Annotated in this window: 21 protein-coding genes; 4 read left to right on the top strand and 17 right to left on the bottom strand. The window is 66.9% G+C overall.

Features of this window, described 5'->3' with window-relative positions; all coding sequences use genetic code 11:
• Positions 1-2 precede the first annotated feature (2 nt).
• The 5 genes from ACQCVD_RS06140 to lepA form a co-directional block, all read right to left on the bottom strand.
• Positions 3-1,748, bottom strand: a complete 1,746-nt coding sequence (locus ACQCVD_RS06140) for an ABC transporter ATP-binding protein (protein WP_426822833.1) — start codon at positions 1,746-1,748, stop codon at positions 3-5.
• Complete coding sequence (locus ACQCVD_RS06135) at positions 1,741-3,342, bottom strand: ABC transporter transmembrane domain-containing protein (protein WP_426822832.1); 1,602 nt, start codon at positions 3,340-3,342, stop codon at positions 1,741-1,743. Before ACQCVD_RS06135 ends, ACQCVD_RS06140 begins: the two co-directional genes overlap by 8 nt.
• Before the next feature lie 214 nt (positions 3,343-3,556).
• A complete protein-coding gene (locus tag ACQCVD_RS06130) occupies positions 3,557-4,435 on the bottom strand; it encodes an SDR family oxidoreductase (RefSeq protein ID WP_426822831.1) in 879 nt (292 codons plus the stop codon).
• 418 nt (positions 4,436-4,853) lie between these two features.
• Positions 4,854-5,435, bottom strand: a complete 582-nt coding sequence (locus ACQCVD_RS06125; RefSeq protein WP_426822830.1) for a hypothetical protein — start codon at positions 5,433-5,435, stop codon at positions 4,854-4,856.
• Positions 5,436-5,611: 176 nt separating this feature from the next.
• Positions 5,612-7,465 (bottom strand): translation elongation factor 4, encoded by a 1,854-nt coding sequence (gene lepA, locus ACQCVD_RS06120; protein ID WP_426822829.1) that lies wholly within the window; start codon positions 7,463-7,465, stop codon positions 5,612-5,614.
• Between the two features lie 299 nt (positions 7,466-7,764).
• On the opposite strand from lepA, the gene ACQCVD_RS06115 reads away from it, so the two are divergent.
• The 3 genes from ACQCVD_RS06115 (at position 7,765) to ACQCVD_RS06105 (ending at position 10,792) form a co-directional block, all read left to right on the top strand.
• A complete protein-coding gene (locus ACQCVD_RS06115) occupies positions 7,765-8,331 on the top strand; it encodes a type II toxin-antitoxin system PemK/MazF family toxin (protein ID WP_426822828.1) in 567 nt (188 codons plus the stop codon).
• A 207-nt stretch (positions 8,332-8,538) separates the two neighbouring features.
• A complete protein-coding gene (gene rpsT, locus ACQCVD_RS06110) occupies positions 8,539-8,802 on the top strand; it encodes a 30S ribosomal protein S20 (RefSeq protein WP_426822827.1) in 264 nt (87 codons plus the stop codon).
• 376 nt (positions 8,803-9,178) lie between these two features.
• Positions 9,179-10,792 (top strand): TROVE domain-containing protein, encoded by a 1,614-nt coding sequence (locus ACQCVD_RS06105; protein WP_426822826.1) that lies wholly within the window; start codon positions 9,179-9,181, stop codon positions 10,790-10,792.
• An 18-nt stretch (positions 10,793-10,810) separates the two neighbouring features.
• On the opposite strand, the gene ACQCVD_RS06100 is transcribed toward ACQCVD_RS06105, so the two are convergent.
• The 5 genes from ACQCVD_RS06100 to ACQCVD_RS06080 all read right to left on the bottom strand — a co-directional run bounded on the left by ACQCVD_RS06100 (position 10,811) and on the right by ACQCVD_RS06080 (position 15,434).
• On the bottom strand, positions 10,811-11,458 hold the full coding sequence (locus ACQCVD_RS06100; RefSeq protein WP_426822825.1) for a LysE family translocator: 648 nt from the start codon (positions 11,456-11,458) through the stop codon (positions 10,811-10,813).
• Positions 11,455-11,877, bottom strand: coding sequence for an ankyrin repeat domain-containing protein (locus tag ACQCVD_RS06095; RefSeq protein ID WP_426822824.1), 423 nt, complete (start codon positions 11,875-11,877; stop codon positions 11,455-11,457). The genes ACQCVD_RS06100 and ACQCVD_RS06095 overlap by 4 nt, the downstream gene beginning before the upstream one ends.
• 72 nt (positions 11,878-11,949) lie before the next feature.
• Positions 11,950-12,915, bottom strand: coding sequence for a DNA polymerase III subunit delta (gene holA, locus ACQCVD_RS06090; protein ID WP_426822823.1), 966 nt, complete (start codon positions 12,913-12,915; stop codon positions 11,950-11,952).
• 63 nt (positions 12,916-12,978) lie between these two features.
• Positions 12,979-14,658, bottom strand: coding sequence for a ComEC/Rec2 family competence protein (locus ACQCVD_RS06085; protein ID WP_426822822.1), 1,680 nt, complete (start codon positions 14,656-14,658; stop codon positions 12,979-12,981).
• Positions 14,655-15,434, bottom strand: a complete 780-nt coding sequence (locus ACQCVD_RS06080) for a ComEA family DNA-binding protein (RefSeq protein ID WP_426822821.1) — start codon at positions 15,432-15,434, stop codon at positions 14,655-14,657. The genes ACQCVD_RS06085 and ACQCVD_RS06080 overlap by 4 nt, the downstream gene beginning before the upstream one ends.
• A 250-nt stretch (positions 15,435-15,684) precedes the next feature.
• On the opposite strand from ACQCVD_RS06080, the gene ACQCVD_RS06075 reads away from it, so the two are divergent.
• On the top strand, positions 15,685-16,488 hold the full coding sequence (locus ACQCVD_RS06075) for a hypothetical protein (RefSeq protein ID WP_426822820.1): 804 nt from the start codon (positions 15,685-15,687) through the stop codon (positions 16,486-16,488).
• A gap of 7 nt (positions 16,489-16,495) precedes the next feature.
• Here the strand turns inward: ACQCVD_RS06075 and ACQCVD_RS06070 are convergent, their stop codons facing one another.
• From ACQCVD_RS06070 to ACQCVD_RS06040, 7 genes are all read right to left on the bottom strand, one after another.
• Positions 16,496-17,071 carry a transposase gene (locus tag ACQCVD_RS06070; RefSeq protein ID WP_426822819.1) on the bottom strand — a complete coding sequence of 192 codons (576 nt, stop codon included), beginning with the start codon at positions 17,069-17,071 and terminating at the stop codon, positions 16,496-16,498.
• A 95-nt stretch (positions 17,072-17,166) separates the two neighbouring features.
• The gene (locus ACQCVD_RS06065) at positions 17,167-17,649 is read right to left on the bottom strand and encodes a helix-turn-helix domain-containing protein (RefSeq protein ID WP_426822818.1); all 483 of its coding nucleotides are present in this window, start codon (positions 17,647-17,649) and stop codon (positions 17,167-17,169) included.
• Between the two features lie 157 nt (positions 17,650-17,806).
• Positions 17,807-18,607 (bottom strand): DegV family protein, encoded by an 801-nt coding sequence (locus ACQCVD_RS06060; RefSeq protein ID WP_426822817.1) that lies wholly within the window; start codon positions 18,605-18,607, stop codon positions 17,807-17,809.
• Positions 18,608-19,303 (bottom strand): histidine phosphatase family protein, encoded by a 696-nt coding sequence (locus ACQCVD_RS06055; protein ID WP_426822816.1) that lies wholly within the window; start codon positions 19,301-19,303, stop codon positions 18,608-18,610.
• Positions 19,300-19,767, bottom strand: a complete 468-nt coding sequence (gene rsfS / locus ACQCVD_RS06050) for a ribosome silencing factor (protein WP_426822815.1) — start codon at positions 19,765-19,767, stop codon at positions 19,300-19,302. The genes ACQCVD_RS06055 and rsfS overlap by 4 nt, the downstream gene beginning before the upstream one ends.
• A gap of 244 nt (positions 19,768-20,011) precedes the next feature.
• Positions 20,012-20,656: a nicotinate-nucleotide adenylyltransferase gene (gene nadD, locus ACQCVD_RS06045; RefSeq protein WP_426822814.1), complete on the bottom strand. Its 645-nt coding sequence runs from the start codon at positions 20,654-20,656 to the stop codon at positions 20,012-20,014.
• Positions 20,657-20,706: 50 nt separating this feature from the next.
• On the bottom strand, positions 20,707-21,621 hold the full coding sequence (locus tag ACQCVD_RS06040) for a hypothetical protein (RefSeq protein WP_426822813.1): 915 nt from the start codon (positions 21,619-21,621) through the stop codon (positions 20,707-20,709).
• Positions 21,622-21,645 lie beyond the last annotated feature (24 nt).

Below are 21,645 nucleotides of genomic sequence, written 5' to 3'. Positions count from 1 at the left end.
CGTCAGCTCCGCTGCCACGCCTGCCACAACCGCGCGTAGCGCCCCTGCGCCACGAGCAGCTCGCCGTGGGTACCGGATTCGATGATGCGGCCGGACTCCATCACCACGATCCGGTCGGCGTGGGCCGCCTGGCTGAGCCGGTGCGCCACCAACAGAGCGGAACGGTCCCTGGTCACGGCGGCGGCCGCGCGATCCAGTTGCGCTGCCCCACCGGATCCGGCCTCGGCGGTGGCCTCATCCAGGATCACCACCTCCGGCTCGGCCAGCGCCACCCGTGCCAGGGCCAGCAGCTGTTCCTGCACGCCGGTCAGGCGGTGGCCCCCGTCGCCGATCAGGGTGTCCGCGCCCCGGGGCAGCGCTCTGACCCAGGTATCGGCCCCCACCGCCGTCAGCGCCGCCCAGACCCGCTCATCGGGGGCGTCCGGGACGGCGATGCGGACATTGTCCAGCACGCTGTCGCGGAAGGAGTGCACCTCCTGGCTGACCATGCAGACCTTTTCCCGCAGGGCAGTGGTGGCCAGCTCCCCCATGTCCACTCCGCCGATCCTCACCGTGCCCTCCGACGGGGTGAGCAGCCCCGCCGCGATCAGCGCCACGGTGGATTTTCCGGCCCCGGTGGAACCGACGACGGCCACGTGCTCGCCGGGGGCGATCATGAGGTCGACATCGGCCACGACGGCGCGTTCCGCGTCGTAGCGGTGAGTGATGCCCCTCAGGTCCAGTCCCCGGGAGGCATCCGTGTCATGGTGCTGCCCCTCTGGCCGCGCCGCAGCGGTGTCGATGACGCCGACCATGCGCACCAGGGAGGCGCCGGCGGACTGCACCCGGTCGAACATGCCGACCAGGGTGCCCAGCGGTCCGAAGAGTCGGTGGAAGATCAGCGCTGCGGTGGCCACGGCGCCCACGCTCACGGCGTCGGCGCGCACCAGGAGGAAACCGGTGCCTAGCAGGAGGACCAGCACCACGGCCTCTGCCCGGTTATTGCGGCTGAACGCCCAGGTCAGGAAGCGGAACACCCGGATGATGAGGTCACGGGCGGTGGCGGAGGCGGCGTCGATGCGCCGCAGTTCGGTCTGCTCGGCTCCGTAGGCGCGCAGCGTCGCCGCCCCTTCGACGCCGCCGAGCAGTCGTTGGGTGCGTACCCCGAAGACCTCGCGTTGACGCTGGTACAGCGGGCCGGAGCGCGGCAGGTAGACGCGCAGGGTGCTCCAGTACAGCGGGACGGCCACGAGCCCGACCAGACCGAGCCGCCAGTCCACCGAGGTCATGCCCACAGCGGAGACGACGACGGTGAACAACGAACTGACCACCAGCGGCAGTACCGTCGTGGCGGCCTGCGAGACCTCGCGGGAATCATCCGCGATGCGGGAGACCAGGTCACCGCGGCCGGTTTCCTCCACCGTCTGCGTGTCCAGCTGCAGTCCGGCACCGAGCACCTCCTCCCGGAGCCCGGCGATCGCCGGTTCCAGGGCTTTCGCCAGCAGGACGGCGCCCGCCCAGGTGCCCAGCCCGGCGACCGCCCCGGACCCCACGATCACTGCGGCATGCCGGAGCACGGCGTCGAAATCCGGGGTGCGCAGCAGGATGTCCACCAGCCTTCCGACGGCCCAGGGGCCGACCAGGCCGGCCACGGCGGCCACCAGCCCCAGCACCACCACGCCGGTCAGGCGTAGGCGGTACGGGCGCAGGGCGCCGAAGGCGTGGCGGAAGGCGCGCTTCCGCCCGGCGCGCGGGAGCAGGTCACTCATCGGTGTCCCCCGCTTTCCCGGCTAGCCGGACCGACAGATCGGCCACCCGGTGGAAGGCCGGGGAGCTGCTCAGCACGATGGTGGTGCGGCCACGGCGCTCCTTGTGCACGCCCCGGGCGATGTCGTGGTCAGTCACCGAGTCCACCGCACTGGTCGGGTCATCCAGCACCAGCACCTGCGGGTCGGTGTGCAGGGCACGGGCCAGCGCGAGACGTTGGCGCTGCCCGCCGGACAGGTTCGAGCCGGCCTCGCGGACCCGGTGGTCCAGCCCCTCGGGCGTGGCATTCACGACGTCGAGGGCCGCCGAGGCCCGCAGCGCCGCCCCGGAGACCTCGGCGGCGGGGTCGTGGCCCATCGTGATGTTGGAGCGCAGCGTGCCCTCGAAGATGTCGGCGGCATGCGGTGCCAGCAGCAGTCCCCCGGCCGGGCCGGTGGCGTACGCCGCTGCGGGGCGGGTGTCGATGAACGCGCCCGGCACGTCCCCGGACAGGGCGTTCCGGATCCGGTCCCGGCCGGCGGCGTCACCCGGGTCGATCACGCACAGGCTTCCCGCCGGTATATCCAGGCCGAGCTCGGGGAGCACCACGGTTCCACCGGTCACCGTGACTCCGCCGGTGCGCGGCGGTGTCTTCCGGCCCAGGAATTCCGCGATCCGTTCGGCCGCGCCGTGGGCGGTGGCGGCCTCGGCGATGGCGTTGCCCAGCAGGCGGATCGGCTCGGAGAGGTATACCGCGACGCCGACGATCGCGACGAGCTGACCGGCCCCCAGATCACCCTCGACGACGCGCCAACCGGCCAGCAGCAGCACCGCCGCGAGCGTGACGGCCACGGCGAATTCCCCGATGCCCGCCACCTTGCCGGTGGCGGAGGCCGTGCGGATCGCGGCAGTGGCCGTGGTCTGCGAGGCGGCGTGATAGGTACGGTTGGCCCACCGCTCCCCGCCCAGCGCCTTGAGCACGCGCAACCCGGCGACGATGTCACCGGCCCGGGCCCCGGCCTCGGCGGCCGCCTGCTGCTGGGCGGCGCTGCGGGCGGAGATCCCCGTGCCCGAGTAGGTGACCACCGCAGAAATCACCGGCGCGATCACCAGCACCAGCAGCCCGATCACCCAGTCGGTGAGCAGCAGATACCCGGCGGCGCCGGCGAAACCCGCCAGGGCTGCGGCGCCGGTACCGAGTTGGTCGAACACACGGGTGGTGGCGTCGGCGTCCGCGGTGGACCGCGACATCACCTCCCCGGGGATGAGATCATCGGCGTCGGTGTGGTGCAGCGCATGCGTGGCCACCTCCACCCGGAGGGCGTGCCCTTCCCGCGCCACCGCCTTGTTCAGCGCCCGTGCCCCGAACCGGTAGGAGAAGCTCAGGACCACGAACAACAGAATCATCCCGGCCAGACCGACCACCAGGGCGCGCAGGTCCAGCGGGAGTACGGCGTGGTCCACGACCAGACCGATCACCACGGGCACCAGCGCCTCGCTCAGTTGCCAGAGCGCCAGGAAAACGGCACCGAACAACGAGAGCCGCCACTGCCGCCGCAGACTTCGGGTGAGGATGGCCCCGCCGGTGCTCGCCGACGTACCGGGGTGTTCGTTCATCTGGTCCTTCCGCACTGATGCCGGGTGGGGCCCCGGCGCCGCACTAGCGCACGGCTCATGAAGGTCATCCTAACCTCAATGGACCCCGCCACCCCACCCCGGTCTTACCGCGGCCTTCAGCCAGGGGCCGGAGCATGCGGAAGCGGCACCCACCGGCCGGGTGGGTGCCGCTTGTCGCGCCGGTGAGCCCGGCGGTGGTGCGTGTTTAAGGTGGTTAGGGGGTCGCCGTACCTCCGGTGACACCCAGCGTCTCACCGGAGACATAGCTGGCTTCATCGGACGCCAGGAAGACGTAGGCACCGGCGAGCTCCACGGGATGACCGGCGCGCCCCAGCGGGGCCTGCTGGCCGAAGCCCTGGACCTTCTCCTGGGGCTGGCCGTGACTGGGCTGCAGCGGGGTCCAGATCGGTCCCGGTGCGACGGCGTTGACGCGGATACCGTCTCCGGTCAGTGCCGTGGCCAGGCCCTTGGACAGGTTGTTTAACGCGGCCTTGGTCATGGCGTAATCCAGCAGCGTCGGGGAGGGCTGGTAGGCCTGGATGGACGTGGTGAAGATGATCGAGGCACCGGGCTTGAGGTGCGGCAGAGCCGCCTTGGTCACCCGGAAGTTGCCGCCGAGGTTGACCTGCATGGTCTTGTCGAATTCCTCGTCCTTGACCTCGGTCAGTCCATCCGCCCAGATCTGGCGGGAGGCGTTGTTGACCAGGATGTCCAGGCCACCCAGCGCCTCGACGGACTTCTCCACCAGCTCGCGGCAGTAATCGGCGTCCTTGAAATCACCGGGGAAGGCGAAAGCCTTCTGACCGGCCTCCTCGATGGCCTTGACGACGCGGTCGGCGTCGGGCTGCTCCTCCGGCAGATAGGCGATCGCCACATCCGCGCCTTCCCTGGCGAACGCGATGGCCACGGCGGCACCGATGCCGGAGTCAGCACCGCTGACCAGAGCCTTGCGGCCCTTGAGGCGGCCGTTGCCCTGATAGGATTCCTCGCCGATATCGGCCAGGGGGTCGAGCTTCACGTCAAGGCCGGGTTCCTGCTGGATCTGCTTGGGCGGGTCGACCTTGGGGTAGATGGTGCGAGGGTCAGTGGACATTTCAACACCTTTCATCGGGATTCTCGATGTGTGGCACCCGAGCATAGCGATGAATTCCCACCGGTGTCGTGGCCCGTGAACTGTAGGTATCAATTAAAAGCCATAAGAATTCTGGTGAACGAATCTCCTTCAGACGGCGTGGAAGGCTCGCTGTGGCACAGGGGCCTCCGGACCGGGCCGCTGAACTCAATGCACATCGACTGGCAGCACGAGAAACCTGTTCCCGACCGGCTGCGGCGGGAAACCTTTCCGGCCGCGGGGCCCACTCCCCCGCTGACGGCGGATACCCGACTCGAGTACAACGGCGTGCGTGTCAGCAGTGGACTGGAGATAATCCCCGCAGCCAGCTCACAAAGACAGCCGGGCCGTCCGGCAGCAGGAAGATAACGGTGGAGGCGCAGTCGTGAGGCGGTGGCTGCTAGTCGATCCGGTATTCGCGGCCTTCGAGATAAGCGCGGGTGAAGCGGGGTTCACCGCCGTGCCACTCCACGCGACCGAGGGTGAAATTTACCGTGCGGTAAGTGAACCCACCCTCAGCACAGCTCGGGACGCAGGTTTTCTCCCCGAGCCGGGCAGTGCCCGAAGCCCCGTCAATCCCCCAGCTGTGCCAGGTGATCTTTCCCAGCGTGGAATGCGCGTCCCCGCAGTAGAGGATGATGAATCCGGGTCGTACCTCTGGCGTTGAGGTCGGACTGCAGTTTCGCAGCACCGGGGTCGGTGCCGGAGTCGGGGCAGGAGCCGGGGCTCTCGACTGCGCGAGCCAGGGGAACAGAGCGTAGGCGGCGTCCGGGATCAATTCCTGCGGAATAGAGTTCCGGACGACTGCTGCTGCCTGGTCGGTGACACCCTCCGCGGAAGAACCAGGCAATGCCGGGAACTGAACGCTATCGATGGTGGTCTCCACCGAACTCAATCCAGGCACCTCCTGCGCGGAGACCGGACTGGCCAGCGCCCCGATGCCCATGATCCCTGCCCCTATGCCCGTCAAAAATTTCTTCACAGTTTTCTCCCACTCCACTTTCAGTTTCTTCTCGGAATGGGATACTAGCGCACCTCCCTGCTGCACAGACCTTTATCCGGCAGGAAGACAACAGCGAAACGGGACCAACGGAACAAATAAACCCCTGCAACCCGACGGGTTGCAGGGGTTCGGACGATACGGTGTCGGATAGCCGGCTACTTGCCACCGTCATCCGTGGACAGCGCGGCCACGAAGGCCTCCTGCGGCACATTGACCGAGCCGATGGACTTCATCCGCTTCTTACCGGCCTTCTGCTTCTCCAGGAGCTTGCGCTTACGGGAGATGTCACCGCCGTAGCACTTGGACAGCACGTCCTTGCGCAGGGCGCGGATGTTCTCGCGCGCGATGATCTTGGAACCGATGGCCGCCTGGACAGGCACCTCGAACTGCTGACGCGGGATCAGCTCCTTGAGCTTGACGGTCATCTTGTTGCCGTAGCCCTGGGCATGGTCGCGGTGGACGATCGCGGAGAACGCGTCCACCGGTTCCCCCTGCAGCAGAATATCCACCTTGACCAGATCGGACTCCTGCTCGCCGGCCTCCTCGTAGTTGAGGGAGGCGTAGCCCTTGGTCCGGGACTTGAGCATGTCGAAGAAGTCGAAGATGATCTCACCGAGCGGCATGGTGTAGCGCAGTTCCACACGGTCCTCGGACAGGTAGTCCATGCCACCCATCTGACCGCGCTTGGACTGGCACAGCTCCATGGTGGGGCCGACGAATTCTGAGGGGACGATCAGCGTCATCTTCACGATCGGCTCGTAGATCTCGCGCAACTTGCCGCCCGGCCAGTCCGCCGGGTTGTGGACGTGCATCTCGGTACCGTCCTCCGCGACCACACGGTAGGTCACCGACGGCGCGGTGGAGATCAGGTCCAGGTCGAACTCGCGTTCCAGCCGGTCACGGGTGATCTCCATGTGCAGCAGGCCCAGGAAGCCACAGCGGAAGCCGAAGCCGAGCGCCACCGACGTCTCAGGCTCGAAGGAGAGCGAAGCATCGTTGAGCTGCAGCTTGTCCAGGGCGTCGCGCAGCGCCGGGAAATCCTCCTGGGAGATCGGGAACAGCCCGGAGTAGACCATGGGCTTGGGTTCGGCGTAGCCGCGCAGCGGCTCCTCTGCTCCCTTGTTCGCCCAGGTGACGGTGTCGCCGACCTTGGTCTCGCGCACGTCCTTCACACCGGTGATGAGGTAGCCGACCTCGCCGGGGCCGAGCCCCTCGCACTTCTTCGGGGTCGGCGAGACGATACCGATCTCGAGGATCTCGTGGTCCACGCCGGTGTTCATCATCCGCACCTTCTGGCGCGGGGTGAGCCTGCCGTCCATCACCCGGATGTAGGTGACCACGCCGCGGTAGGTGTCGTAGACGGAGTCGAAGATCATGGCGCGGGCCGGGGCGTCGGCCGGGGCGTCGGTGCTCGGGGCCGGGATCAGCTCGCAGACCTTGTCCAGCAGCTCCGGCACGCCCTCTCCCGTCTTGCCGGAGACACGCAGCACCTCCTCCGGCTCACAGCCGATGATGTTGGCGATCTCCAGGGCGTACTTCTCCGGGTCGGCGGCCGGCAGGTCGATCTTGTTCAGGACCGGGATGATCTCCAGGTCATTCTCCATGGCCAGATAGAGGTTCGCCAGCGTCTGCGCCTCGATGCCCTGCGCGGCGTCGACCAGCAGGATCGCGCCCTCACAGGCTTCCAAGGCACGGGAGACCTCATAGGTGAAGTCCACGTGGCCGGGGGTGTCGATCATCTGCATGACGATCTCGTCACCCTCGAGCTCGCCAGAGCGCACCACCCAGGGCAGGCGCACATTCTGCGCCTTGATGGTGATGCCCCGCTCCCTCTCGATGTCCATGTTGTCCAGGTACTGGTCGCGCATGTCACGCGCGGCGACGACGTTGGAGAGCTGGAGGATGCGGTCCGCGAGCGTCGACTTTCCGTGGTCGATGTGCGCGATGATGCAGAAGTTACGGATCCGGTCCGGATCGGTGAACGTCTTCTCCGCAAAGTTGGTGGTCATGTAAGTGGCGGCACCTTTCTAGATATCCCTGACAACCCTACCCGACGCGTGGCCATTGCTTAACCGGCAGCTCGGACGGGTTTTCCGGGGTGTCTACCCCGACCTGGCCGTGATCATCGTCCCGACCAATCCCCAGGACGGCGGTACTCGTCACCGGGGGCCGCAAAAGACACACTTGTCACATTTTTCGAAGGCGGGACGATGATATGAGATGACGGTACTCGCGGGTATGCGAGACTGGGTTAAGCACGGTCCTGATGACAATCGTGACATGCCGAGCAAGACAAGGTAGATGAGCAATGGGGCTCAAGAACGGAATCAACAACCTCCTGATGAAGGCGAAGCGGAGGTTGCGCTCACGGATGCCCCTGCCCTCGGAGAGCCCCCTTGAGGTGGGGCTCCAACGCCTCAACAATCGCCTGGGCCTGAAGAACAATGACCACGACGACCAGGAGGTCCGGGCGGCCACCGCGATCAATGTCGAGCCGACGGACCAGATGGTGCGCAGCATCTTCTACGCGCCGGACATGGACGGCCAGGCCGACCCCGGTGAAGTCGTGTGGATCTGGGCCCCCTCGGACGGCCCGGACCGACCGCTGCGGGAGCGGGCCCTGCTGGTGGTGGGGCGTACCCGGCACACCATTCTCGGGCTGCTGATCTCGCCGAACCCCGAGCACGACGGGGAAGAAGGCTGGATGGATATCGGCGCCGGCGAGTGGGACGCCTCCGGCCGACAGTGCTGGCTGCGCATCGACCGCATCGTCGAGGTCTCTGAGCTGGGCATCCGCCGGCAGGGTGCGATCTTCCCGCGGCGCCGCTTCGACCGGGTGGCCAATAAGCTGCGCAACCGCTACGCCTGGGGCTGAACCACCCGGCATTTGGTGTCGACCTGAGCAGCTGCTAGAGTTCCGTCTGATATTCACTTTCCGGGCGCGCGGGTCGGGGCGGTCAGGACCTTGGGTCCGCTCATCGAACACCCGCGTCGAGGTGCCGCATGAGTTTTCGTGGCACCGGGACAGGTCCGGCCGGTGGTTTCACTACACCAGTCATTCAATTTCAAGAGGTATTCCAAGATGGCAAACATCAAGTCCCAGCAGAAGCGCGTTCTCACCAACGAGAAGGCACGCCAGCGCAACCAGGCTGTCCGCGCCGCCGTGCGCACCGAGATCCGCAAGTTCCGTGCCGCTGTCGCCGAAGGCGACAAGACCGCTGCCGAGACTCAGCTGCGCACCGCTTCCCGCGCCCTGGATAAGTCCGTGAGCAAGGGCGTGTTCCACCGGAACAACGCCGCCAACAAGAAGTCCAACATGGCTTCCGCTCTGAACAAGATGGCCTAAGCTTCACCGCCGCCTGGTTCTTCGGACCCACGACCTCACCCCCGCCACCGGTTCCGCCGGTGCCGGGGGTGAGGTTTTTCTACCCTCCATTCGGATGCGCCGGGACCTCGTCCTGCCCCTGACTTCTGAAAATGTGTTGCGGGACACATTCTCTTCCTCTATTCTCAGCGTCAGACGGGCCGAAGGATACGGACTCTCCGACCTTTTGTCGGTGCACCCCAGTTTCCACTTGCCGCCAGGCGCTTGACCGTCACCACACGTCCTGGGTTCCGGGTGGGCCCGGCTTCCCCGAAGCCGGGCCCACCCGGTTGCCGTTTCATCTGATCATTACAGTCCGGCTGTGCTCACGCCATCCCCGCAACCAGAGGAGTGTCACGTGTCCAGGATTCTGCGGAACTTCGTCAACCGCATCATCCCCCAGTCAGAACGGGTGGTTCCCCGCCAGCGGGGAAACCAGACGGGCGAATTCACCTTCACGGTCAGCGGGGAGCAGCGCTTTGACCGCTTCCTGGTCCTGGGCACCGCGACCGGCACCTACCATGTCTCCCCGCAACAGTTGACCGGTGACAATGCAGAGGTCATCGTCGGGGAGCTTATGGCCCGGGGCACCGCCGCCGTCGACCAGATCGTCGATGTCTCTGTCAGCGGCCGGGCACCGAAGAACGACCAGGCGCTGTTCGCCCTCGCCGTGGCGGGGGCAGCCGAGGATCCCCGGGTCCGTGCCCATGCACTGTCCAAGCTCGCGGACGTCGCCCGGACACCGACCCACCTGTTCCAGTTCCTGACCCATCTTCAGGCGAGACGCGGCTGGGGCCGACAGGTAAGGCGGGCGGTATCGGACTGGTACCTCACCCAGGACACCGCCGGCCTGGCTCACCGGGTGGTCACCTACCGGCAGCACGAGGGCTGGGCCCACAAGGACGTCCTGGCTCTGGCGCACACGTGCTCCGACGATCCCGCCCAGGCTGAGGTGCTGCGCTGGGCGGTGACCGGCAGGACGAAAAATGAGCCGCAGCGGGTGATCGCGGACTTCATGGCTGCCCGGCAGCCGGACGCCGACCTCCCGGCGCTGATCCGGGCGGAGGGTTCGCAGCTTTCCCCCGGGATGCTGCCGCCGGAATCGCTGCACGACCGTGGGATCTGGGCTGCGCTGCTGGACGCCGACCGTCTCCCGCCGGCGGCCCTGCTCCGGGCGTTGCCGCAGCTGACCACGGCGGGGATCTTCGGCTCCACCAGCCTCCAGGGGGAGCAACCATCGACGGATCCCTTTCCAGACGACTTCGACCACGAGCACTACGCCGCACTCGTCACTGACCGGATCACCGACCCGGAGCGGCTGCGGCAGGCGCGGATCCATCCCCTGCAGGCATTGCTCGCGCAGCGCGCCTACGCCCGGACCCCGGGTGCCCATGCCACGCTTGTCGACGCCCTGGACCGGGCCTTCCACCTCACGGTCGGGTCACTTCCCCCGACCAGGGGACGCACCCTGCACGCTGTCGACGTCTCGGAGGCGATGTCTTCCCCCACCGCGGGCGGCCTGACCTGCTCCGAAGCCGCGGCGGCCCTGGTGAAGGTGAGTCTGGCGGCGCACCCTAGTTCGCTGGTCACGGTCTTTTCCCGCACCCTGGTCCCGGTCACCGGGATAACGCCGCAGCAGAGTCTGCGGGACATGCTGCAGACCTTCGACCTGCCGGCTGGCCCCATAGACTGTGCGCGACCGATGCTCTTCGCCCTGGAGAACCGGATTCCGGTGGACACTTTCGTCGTGTACACCGGCAATGAGCCTCGGTTCGGTGACATTCACCCGTGGCAAGCCCTGGCCGAGTACCGGGAGGCCTCCGGCATCCCGGCCAAGTTGATCGTCGTGGCGCTGGCCGCCACCGAATTCAGCATCGCCGACCCCACGGACTGCGGCATGCTCGACATCGTGGGCTTCGACGCCTCACTACCGAAGGTCATCGAGGATTTCTCCACGCCGATGCGGGAATAGTCACGGCTGCCCGTTGCCCTACCCCAGCGTTTCCGCGATTCCGCTCCAGATGAGAACCACGGCCGCCACCAGGAAGAACACCCCCGCGGCCGCGTCGATGCCCGGGCCTGCCTGCAACAACCGGGTCCGCATCAACCGGGTGCTGATCACCAATGAGATCACGCTGAACAGGGCGCCGGCGCTGAGGATGATGGCCAGTACCGCCACCGCTGAGACCGCCACTCCCGGGTTGGGCGGCAGCAGGGGTGCGATCATCGCAGCGAAGAAGAGCACCACCTTCGGATTCGACAGGTTCGTGGCCACCCCCTGCCGGTAGGACTGCCAGGGAGTGCCGAACACCGCCGCAACGTCGTCGACCCGGGTATCGTGGCTGCGCAGCTGCGCGATACCACTGCGCAGCATGCCCTGCCCCAGCCACAGCAACCACGCACCACCGATAATCTGGATCAGCCCCAGCAGAGCCGGGTAGGCCGTCAGCAGTGCAGCCGCGCCGACGACAGTCAGCGTGGCCCACCAGAGCAGACCGGTGAGGATCCCCAGGGTGGCGGCCAGTGCATGGCGCCGCGACCTGGTGGCGAACCGGGTGATGAGGAAGATGTCCGGGCCGGGGGTGACCACCCCGACCAGGTTCATGAGGACGAGCGCGCCGAGTTGGCTCAGGCTCACTCCGCCACGCCGAAACGGTCGAGCAGGTCAGTGCGGGCGAACATCTTCGCGCAGTCGACGGCCGTGGGCAGGCCCACCATCGGATCGGCGCCGGCGTCGAGGAGCATGTCGATCACGGCGTCTTCCTTCTTGAAGATGGCACCGGCCAACGGCGACTGGTGCCGGTCATTGAGCTTGTCGACGTCCGCGCCGCGCTCGATCAGGGCCGCCAGCACTTCCGTGGCGCCGTTGTAGGCGGCGAGCATCAGCAGGCTGTTGCCCTCATGGTTCATCAGATCCACGTTGACGCCGTGGTCGACATAGGCGCCGAGGGTCTCGGCGGCCTCCTGGCCAGGGGTACGGGACAGTTCAAAGATCTTGTTCGCCAGTTCCTGAACATCGTCAGGGATCTCCGTGGGCTGATTCTGGGTGTTGTCCATGGCAGTATCCTACGTGTGCCCGCGGCCCCGTACGGGCATGAGGCATACTCTCCCGGTGACGCAGACGCCGACCTATTTTTGTGCCAGCTCAGCGATTTTCCGCACCGCGGCCTCGATCTCGTAGTTCTGGTCGCCGCCCTGCCCCTTCACCGCGGCATCGAGCTCGGCGACGAGGATCACGGCGTCACTGACCGCCTCGCCGTTCCAGCCGCGGGCCACCTTGGTGGTCTTCTCCACCACAAACGGGTGCATCCCGAGGGTGCCCGCCAACCGGCGGGAGTCGCTCCCCCGGGACGTATAGAGCCGGGCGATGGCGCCGACCTTGGCGGACAGTGCCGCCGCCAGCGCCACCGGGGAGGTGCCCAACTGCAACGCCCGCCGCGTGCTGGCCACCGCCCGGTCCAGCTGGCCCGCCACCGCGAGATCGGCGATATCGAAACCGGAGACCTCGGCGACCCCGGCATAGTATTCCCGGACAGTCGCGGCGGTGACGTTTCCGTCCGTGTCGGAGACCAGCTGGCTGACGGCCGAGGCCAGCTCCCGGAGATCGGAGCCCACCCCTTCCAGCAGGGCATGCACCACGTCCGGAGTGACCTGAACGCCGTGACTCCGGAATTCACTGGTCACCCAACGGGGCCGCTCCCGGTCTTTGAGCTCCTGTGCCTCATGCACCTGGCCGGCCACCTTGCGGAACTTCGGCACCAACTGCTTGGTTCGGCCCCCGCCGGAGTGCATGATGATGAGGAAGATGCCGGGGGCGGGGTCCAGGGCGGTTTTCAGGAGCAGCTCCGCCGGTTCCTTGCCCGCCTCGTCGGTGTTGGTGAGCACGATCACGCGGTCCTCACCGAAGAGCGAGGGACTGAGCAGTTCCAGCAGCTCGGAGCCGGTGATCTCCCCGGCGCGCATGGTGGTCACCGGCAGGGCCTCACCCTCGGGGCTGGCGGCCCGGACCTGCGTGATGATGGCGTTCTTGGCCCGTTCGGCGAGGAATTCCTCGCCGCCCTCGATCAGATGGACCGGTGCCACGGTGTTGCTCATGGTTATATCGTGCCACACTCCGAAAATCGGACGATGCACCCGTTGTCCTTCCAGGACACCTGCTCAAAACCGGCCGTCCCCGGCGTGCTGCCGTCCGTCCGAGTGGAGGGTGACGGGGCCGTCGCGGTGCGGATAGAGGACGGGGATGCCGTCCCGGGTCACGGACGGGGTATCCCGCGGCGAGCCCGACGAGTCCGTCACGATGATCACCTCGGTCCCGACAGGCACCGGATTGATCATGGCCTCGGACACCACCACGTGCGTGGTCAACTGCTCGAGGGGAATCGCCGGAGCACGATCCGCCTCCCCCAGCCATCCCCCGACGAGAGAACCCAGCATTAGCCCGGCCAGCGTGAGGGTCACTTTGACCGGATGCCCGGCCACCAGTGCCGCGAGCACCCAACCCCAGCAGAGGACCACCCAGACCGGCCCCTGCCAGCCGGTCGGGGTCGGGATCGTGGCGGCGGGCAGGCCAGCACACCACTGCGCCACATGGTGGATCCACCAGGTGCACGGTTCCGCCAACTTCAGCGGCATCACTTCCAGACCCCCGGGCAACAGGCAGAGCCCGGCAGCCAGGAGCCCGAGCACGGTCACCGGCGCAACCGCCGCGCTGGCCAGCACATTGGCCAGCACCGAAACGAGCGACACCCGACCGGCCATCATGGCGACTAACGGCATGGTCACCATGTCCGCGGCAATCGCGACCGCCAGTGCCCGCACCAGAATCTCCGGCCACCGCGTGGGAGCCAATGCCCTGACCAGCAGGGGACTCAACGCCACTATTCCGGCGGTGGCCGCAACAGAGAGGGCGAAACCGTAGGCCGCTGCCAGGTCGCTGTCGTAGAGCAGCAGGACGATGATCGCCAGACAGAGACCGTGGACCGGTTCCATCCGCGCCGAGTTGATCACCGCGAGCAGGCCGACCAGCCCAGTCACGGCGGCCCGCAGCACACTGGGTTCCAACCCCACCAACCCGACGAACCCCAGCAGCGCCCCAGCCGCGGCCACGGTCTGGACTCGGGGACCGAGCGTGAGCAGCCGGCAGGCGAGCACCACCACTGTGGTCACGATCGCGACATTCGCCCCACTGACGGCGGACAGGTGCGACAACCCCGTGTCCAGGTAGAGCTGTGTCTCGGTCTCGTCCTGCAGGGAAGTGTCACCGAGCACCATCCCGGGAAACAGTCCCTGCGAGGTCTCCCCCACGTGCTGCTGCACAGCAGCGGCGAACTTCTCCTTGACATGGGCCGCCACCGCCGCCATACCGGTGACCTCCCCGATGACTTCGACCGACGTGGTACTTGCCAGCACCTCCCCCAGACCGGGCCGGTCTGACTCCGAGACGTCGAGCGGCACCGCCACCTCCGCCCCAGCTACTGCAGCATCCGGGGGCGATTCCCCACGCAGCAGGGTCGGCACCGGAACGGGGTACCCCTGCGTCCGGATGCGCAACAGCCAGGTGTCCGCGGACACCCGCGTGGCCGGGGCGCTCAGAACCCCGCGCAGGTAGTCCCCGAAGTGGTGAGTCTCCACCGCCCGCAACCGCAGGCCGGTCACCGTGGCGGCCGCCGTCGCAACCGTTCCCGACAGCACGGCGTGGCCGGGCTGGCCGATGAGTACCGCGCCGATGACCGCCACCGCTATCAGCGGTACCGTGACCGCCACCTCCCGGGTGAGCAGGATGATCAGGGTGACCGCCCAGACCAGGATCGTAGCCGGGACCAGGCGGAGTTCTCTCACAGCGTGACCTGGTCCTTGAGGTCATCGAACTTCGCGGGACCGATGCCCTTGACATCCTGGAGTTGCCCGATATCGGTGAAACTGCCGATCTCCTCCCGGTGACTGATGATCGCTGCCGCGGTCTTCTCCCCCACTCCGTTGAGCATTGTCAGCTGGGTGGCGTCCGCGGTGTTCAAGGAGACGGGCCCTGCGGTATCTCCGGCATCCCCGGGTGCGGGAGACGGCTCCCCACCGGGGGCTGGAGCTGGTGGCTCCTCTCCTTCCACCGGCACCAGAATCTGCTCGCCGTCGCTGAGTTTCTGGGCCAGGTTGAGGGGCGTGAGCACGGCTTCGGGCCGCGGCACCGCAATGCTCAGGGCATCAGCCACGCGGGCCTCCGGCTCGAGGGTGACCAACCCTGGATGAGTGACAGCCCCGACCACGCTGACCACCACCTCCTCGGGTACTCCGGATGACTGTGCATGACCCTGGGTGCCCGGGGCAGCGGTGGGGGCCGCCGCAGACCCCGACACCGGGAGCTGCTCCGACGGGTCGCCGGTGACGGCCGCCAGCACCTCCGCCGGCGGGCCGGCAGCAGGATCCCCGGTGACCGTCTCCGGCGTTGCTCCACCCCGCAATACGAGCCACGCGGCCACCGCCACCAACACAATTACTGCGGCCACCGCCGCTTCCTTCACCCCCACCCGCAGCCGGGGCCGGGGATAGTTGACCGTCATCACCGTCTCCTCGCCGGTGGGCCTGGTGAACTCCCGGATTCTGTCGCTGATCCCGCTCATGGAGATCAAGCTAGAGTGCGGCGACACAACCTGCCACCACCTGCACCTTCACCCTGTGGACAACCACTTGTCGGAGCGCTTCCCTGTGGATACCCCGGTACCGCAGTCACCGTGCGAACACGGATCCGAACATCTGTCCGCGCTTTCTCACCGCAGTGTCCACCCGCTGTGCTTTGATGGGACGAAGACACCCCGGAAACCACCACAGTGGTGCGTTCCGCAGCGTAAAGGAGTCCCTACGGTGAGCTTCATGCCCTCCCCCTCCGGTAAGCAGGACTCGTTCCGCCGTCCTGATGGTCAACCGGCTGCCGCGGCGGAGCTTTCTTTTCCGGCGGTGACCACGGTGCTCGCCGGCTATGACTTCCATTCCCATGCCCTCACCCGGTCCCCAGCGTCCCTGCTCACCGGCCGCAGCGCCGGGGTCGCCACCTCTCCGGCAGAGCTGCTGGAGGCAGCCAGACACGAACCCGGGGCGCTGCCGTTGAAGATCAAGAACGCTGCCGCGCGCGGAAAGAAGGCCGGTGTCAGCCTCGGCCTGGCCTTCCTGCTTTTCTGGACCGGTGCCTTCTACGGTGCCTCCGCCAGCTTCTACCCCGACGCTATCGGCGTGACCATTGTCCTGATCTCGCTGGCCCTGTTCCTGATGGCGATCTACCACGGGGTAGCCATGATCTACCGGCTGATCCGCGGCCCGGAACTGGATCAGGAGGCCAGCCGCAAGGCCATCGAGAAACAGGTGCAGCACCCGCTGGAGGAACTTCCCGTCATCTACGTCGGCCAGCATCAACTGCCGGCCGATGAACGGGTGATGCTGCAGCAGATGTGTGGCTTCTACAATCTCCTGACGCAGCGCGGTTATCCCATGGCCCCGGCTCAGTGGAGGTCACTGACCGCAGCGGCGGTGGATGCGGTGCGCCACCACCGGGTCAGCGGTGAGCTCGGGGTAGCCCGCTCGGTGGCCGCCACCATCACCGAGTGGATGAAGGCCTCCGGGGAGGCGATGCGCGTACGCACGGAGTTCACTACCCGCGGCATCGTCCCGCCTGGCTTCTAGTACCGTGTCAGGCAACCTTTGCCCTTTTGATGAGGCTGGCCCGGGCAATGACCTTCCGGAGCTTCGGGTCAGTGGTGTGATTGTTACGCCAAGCGATGTACCGGCGGATCATCCGGCCCTGCTCCCGATGGCTGGCGAAGTCGGTGCCGTTGAGCGCGAAGTAGCGCAGCCCCGTGAACTGCGCCTCGATCCGGTTGAGCCACGAGGAATAAAACGGCACGTAGGCGAACTCGACGTTGTTAACCTCAGCCCACGCCCCGACCCGCCCATCCGCGTGGGTGGAGCGGTGCGGGGAGAAATTGTCCAGGATAATCCCGATCCGCACCTCCGGCGGATGCAGGGAACGTAAATACCGGCAGAACGCCAGGAACTGGGTACGTGTCTTGCGCGGGTGAATGTGCCCGTAGAGCCGGTTGGTGGACAGATCCAACCCCGCCAACAGATGACGTACCCCATGTGGGCAGTGATAGGTGGCCCGTCGCCGTCGCCTGCGGGGATGATCCGGCTCCCCGCTCCCACATCCCTGGAGCACCCAGTGTCTTCCGGGATGCGGCTGCAGGCTCAGGGAGCCGAATTCATCCATGCAGATGATGACCTGGGGATCACCCCCCTGCAGCTGAACGGTGGCCGTCAGCGATGGAGTACAGGTCGAGTACCCGGTTCTTCTTGGCCTCAAAGTCAGGATCGGTCGAGGTCTTCCAGGTTTTGATGGACTGGAAACGAGACGCCTTCCTCACGCAGTAGTGTGCGGAGTCCTTCGTGGGAGATGTCGTCGACCACCCCCTGGGTGATCAGGTGGTGGGCAAGTTTCGACAGACTCCAGGTTGAGAATGGCCGGCCATGGTCTTCGGGGCGGGCCAGAGCCATGTTCTTGATCGCTGCGCGTTGGGTCTGGGTGAATTTCCTGGGTCTGCCGCCGGCGTACTTCGGGGTCAGGGAGTCAAAGCCGTCGGTGTTGAAGGCGTGGATGACGTCGCGGACTCTGTCGGGGCTGGTGAAGGTGACCTTGGCGATCTGGGTGGGGTCCATGCCCTGGGCGGACAGGAGGATCATCTGGGCGCGGCGCCAGGTCACCACCGGGCCGGCTGTGTGTCGGACGGTGCGTAGTAGTTGGTTGCCTTCGTCGTTGGTGATCTCTCGTACGCGTACGGGTGGGGCCATGACGGTGTCTTCTTCCTGGCGGCGGAGCAGATGTGTTCAGACTGCTCCTGCCCCAGGTGGATGGTCAAGAGGTCATCGAGGTATGGGTATGCCCCGTGAACCTAACGGTTCACGGGGCATACGTTCACAGCCGCGGTACTAGCTTCCCGCTGGGCCGCTACTGTTCGGCTTCGACATGCTCGCTGAAGACCACGGACACCCCGACCGCCCCGTCACCGGTGTGGACCGCCAACGTGTCCTCGAGTTCCAGGGTCATGAAACTGGATCCCTCGGGCAGGGCATCGCGGAGCATCGTCTCGAGTTTATCGGCGGACTCCGGGGCTTCCTTGTGTTGGATGGCCACGAATACGGGCCCGTCGGTGGCCCGCTCCCGGACCAGTTCCACGAGTTTGGTGAAGGCCTTGATCTGTGTGCGGGTCTTGCCCGCCAGTTCCAACTTGCCGTTACTGATCCGCATAATCGGCTTCGTGGCCAACGCGGTCGACAACACGGCGGTGGCGGTGGAGATCCGGCCGGACCGGCGCAGGGCATCCAGGTGATGCAGATACACCCAGGTCTCAGAGCGTTGCAGGGTATCCACAGCCATGTCATAGCACTCCTGGAGGGACGCACCCTCACCCGCGAGTTTCGCGGCGGCCATGGCGGCCGCCCCCACGGCCATGCCGACTGATGCCGTGTCCACCACCTTCACGGTGTCGTCGAAGACAGCTGCGGCGGTAACCGCAGCCGACCAGGTCGAGGACAGATCCTTTGACAGGTGCAGGGCGAGCACCCCGTCATCCCCGCCGCGCTCCAGCTGCCGCGCGTAGGCTGCGGCCAATTCCAGGGAGGACAGCCCGGAGGTCGACTCCTCTTCCCCACTGTGCATGACATGTAGGTCGATGACGGTGATCCCCAGCTCCGTGGCCACATTCTCAGGCAGCCCGGCGGAGGAGTCGGTGACGATGCGGACAGCCATCTACACCCCCGCATTCCACGCGTCGAGGTACCACTGGGGGTCCCCCACGGTCTCCGGGGTGAACCTCGCGACCGGAGGGGCCGGTTCGCTCTCGCCGTCGGCGTCGGTACCACCCGGCAGAAAGCGGGGGCGCGCCGTCAACTGGGAAGACCGGGTGTTACCCAGCCCGGAGAACATGGGGTACTGACTGATGTCGAGCCCCAACAGGCTGGAGGTCAGCGCGGAGATGGTGCCGCCGTGGGCGACGATCAGGACCGTCGCCCCTTCCCATTCCCCGAAGGATGTCATCAGTTCCTCGACCACCGGGCGGGCCCGGCGCGCGACCGCCACGCGGGACTCCCCGCCCGGCGGGGCCCAGGTGGCATCGTGGCGCCATTGCGCCCGCGCCCCGGGATGGGCGGCATCGACTTCCGCGTGGGTGCACGCCTGCCACTTCCCCAGGTCGGTCTCCCGCAGCCGCTGATCCACCTCGACGTCGAGACGCAGCTGATCCCCCACCGCCAGGGCGGTGTCGTGCGCGCGGGTGAGGTCGGAGGAGAGGATGCGGACGATCCGCTCATCCTTGAGTAGATGGGCGACAGCCGTGGCCTGAGCCCGGCCGACCTCGGACAGATCCGTATCCAGCTGCCCCTGCATGCGCCGGGTCGCGTTGTAGTCGGTCTGCCCGTGTCGGAGCAGGATCAGGCGACGGGTCACTGTTCCTCGTCCTCCGGCTCCTCGGCGGCCAGCGGAATCTCATCGATTGAGGAGACACTGCGGGTGTCCACTTCTTCCGCGTACTCGCCCGGGCGGGTCGGCTCGGGAATCCCTTCGACGGGCAGCGCGGGACAGTCGCGGTAGAGCCGGTCGAGGCCGTAGAACTCCCGCTCGGTGTCACGCTGGATGTGGACGACGAGCATCCCGTAGTCCAGCAGCACCCAGCGGTTCTCGCGGTTGCCCTCCCGGCGCAGCGGTTCCGCGCCGGCCTCCGTGAGCTTGTCCTCGACCTCCTCGACGATCGCCCGGACCTGCCGCTCGTTATCGGCGGAGGCGATCACGAAAATGTCACTGATCGCCATCACGTCGGAGACGTCGAGAACGATGATGTTCTCTGCCTGGAACTCATCGGCGGCCTTCGCCGCGACGGTGGCCAGACGGAGGGATTCTTCAGAAACAGTCACATGGGTCCTTTATTGTTTTACGTTTCGGCGTCTCCCGGCCACTCGGAGGTTGAGATGACCGCGGTGCCCGGGCAGGGCCGGGGCACCAGTTGAGCTGACCCCCAGTTTCCCACGAAACCCCGGGCTTTACATAGTCAACCATGGTATTCCACCGGAGTAGCCCCGATTCCACCCCGCCCGGCACAGGAGTAACGGCCACCGTGCGGGTGTTCCGCTGCTCCCGGACGATCAGGGTGGTCCATGCTCATCCGCGGTAGAGGTCGTGTTTGGCGATGTACTGCACCACCCCGTCCGGCACGAGGTACCACACCGGTTCCCCGCGGCCCGCGCGTTCCCGGCAGGCGGTCGAGGAGATCGCCAGCGCCGGGATCTCCACCAGGGAGACGCTCTCGCTGTGCAGGTCCGGGATGGTCTCCCGGTCCAGGTCATAACCGGGCCGGGTCACCCCCACAAAGTGCGCCAGATCAAACATCTCCTCCCAGTCCCGCCAGGTGATGATGGAGTGCATCGCGTCCGCGCCGGTGATGAAGAACAGCTCCGCCCCCGGGTACAGCTGCGCCAGGTCCTTGAGGGTGTCGATGGTGTAGGTCGGGCCACCACGGTCGATGTCCACCCGGCTGACGGTGAAACGCGGGTTCGCGGCGGTGGCGATCACGGTCATCAGATAACGGTCCTCGGCGGGACTGACCTTCTTGTGAGCCTTCTGCCACGGTTGACCGGTGGGCACGAACACCACCCGGTCCAGGTCGAAGCGGTGCGCCACCTCGCTGGCCGCCACCAGGTGACCGTTGTGGATCGGATCGAAGGTACCGCCCATCACCCCGATGCGCAGCGCGGGCTTCCCGGTGTCGGGGCCGGACGGGGATGCGGGGGAATGTGAGACGGTCATGGCCCGGAAGTATATCGGTGTCAACCCGGGCGCCGTGGGGCAGGCGGCCATCAGTGCCGGGTCCGGTCGATCCACCCGCCCATGGTGTCCGCGAGCGCCGCCACACCGGGCCCGGTCAGGTCACGGAAGTAGTGGGCGTGCGGACCACCCTCGTCCTCCGCCAGGGCCCGGTCGAGAGCCCGCGGTGAGGGATCACAGACCGGGTCGTCGGGCAGGCAGTAGTACGCCCGGTTCGCGGTGCCGGCCTCCGGCCGGAGCGGCGGCGGCAGGTGGCCGAGCAGCCCCGTACTGGTCGAGGACACCCCTGCTACCGGGCTGTGGCCGCCGACCTGGAAGGGACTGGCCACATAGACTGCGCCGGCCAACCGCCCACGTTCGGCCAGCCACCTCTCCTGAGGTGCCAGCACCATCGTTCCCATCGAGTAGCCGAAGAGGAGGTAGTGCGGAGCGCACCCGGTGCGCTGCTCATAGTCCTCGATTCCGGCCCGGGCTCCGGCTGCACCGACCGTCACCATGCGGCGGATCCCGCTGACGACATCCTGTGTCAGATCCCCGGCGCTGCTGAGCAGGGTGAGGACATCACTGTCGTCCTTGATCTCCGGAATCGGGATGTCGGCCGGATAGAACTGTTCGCTCAGGCCGTAAACCTGAACATCCGCGAGCAGCCATTCCCCGTCATGGGTGTCGCGGTAGCGCTGCTCGACGAATTCGAGGAAATCTCCCACCCGCTGACTTTCATGGCCGTTGGACTGCCGCCCCGTCGGCCCGCCGTAGCGTCGTGGCGCGAAGTCCCCGCCGGCGTCGTTGTTGCCGCGAGCGACCAGCACCACCAGCTCCGGGCACTGCTGCAGGTCCTGCGTCTGGGAGCTTGTCGACGCCCCGGCCGCGGCGGTGCCCACCCCGGGCACCAGGACCAGCACCGCGGTCAGCAGGGACACGAGGGGACAGATCCGACGCCTTCTCATGCCGCAGCTCCTACCCGGGTACCG

This window comes from Corynebacterium halotolerans (assembly GCF_050107895.1).
Classification (GTDB): Bacteria; Actinomycetota; Actinomycetes; order Mycobacteriales; family Mycobacteriaceae; genus Corynebacterium; species Corynebacterium halotolerans_B.
Note: the sequence above shows the minus strand (reverse complement) of the source record. Positions and strands in the feature narration are given on the sequence as shown.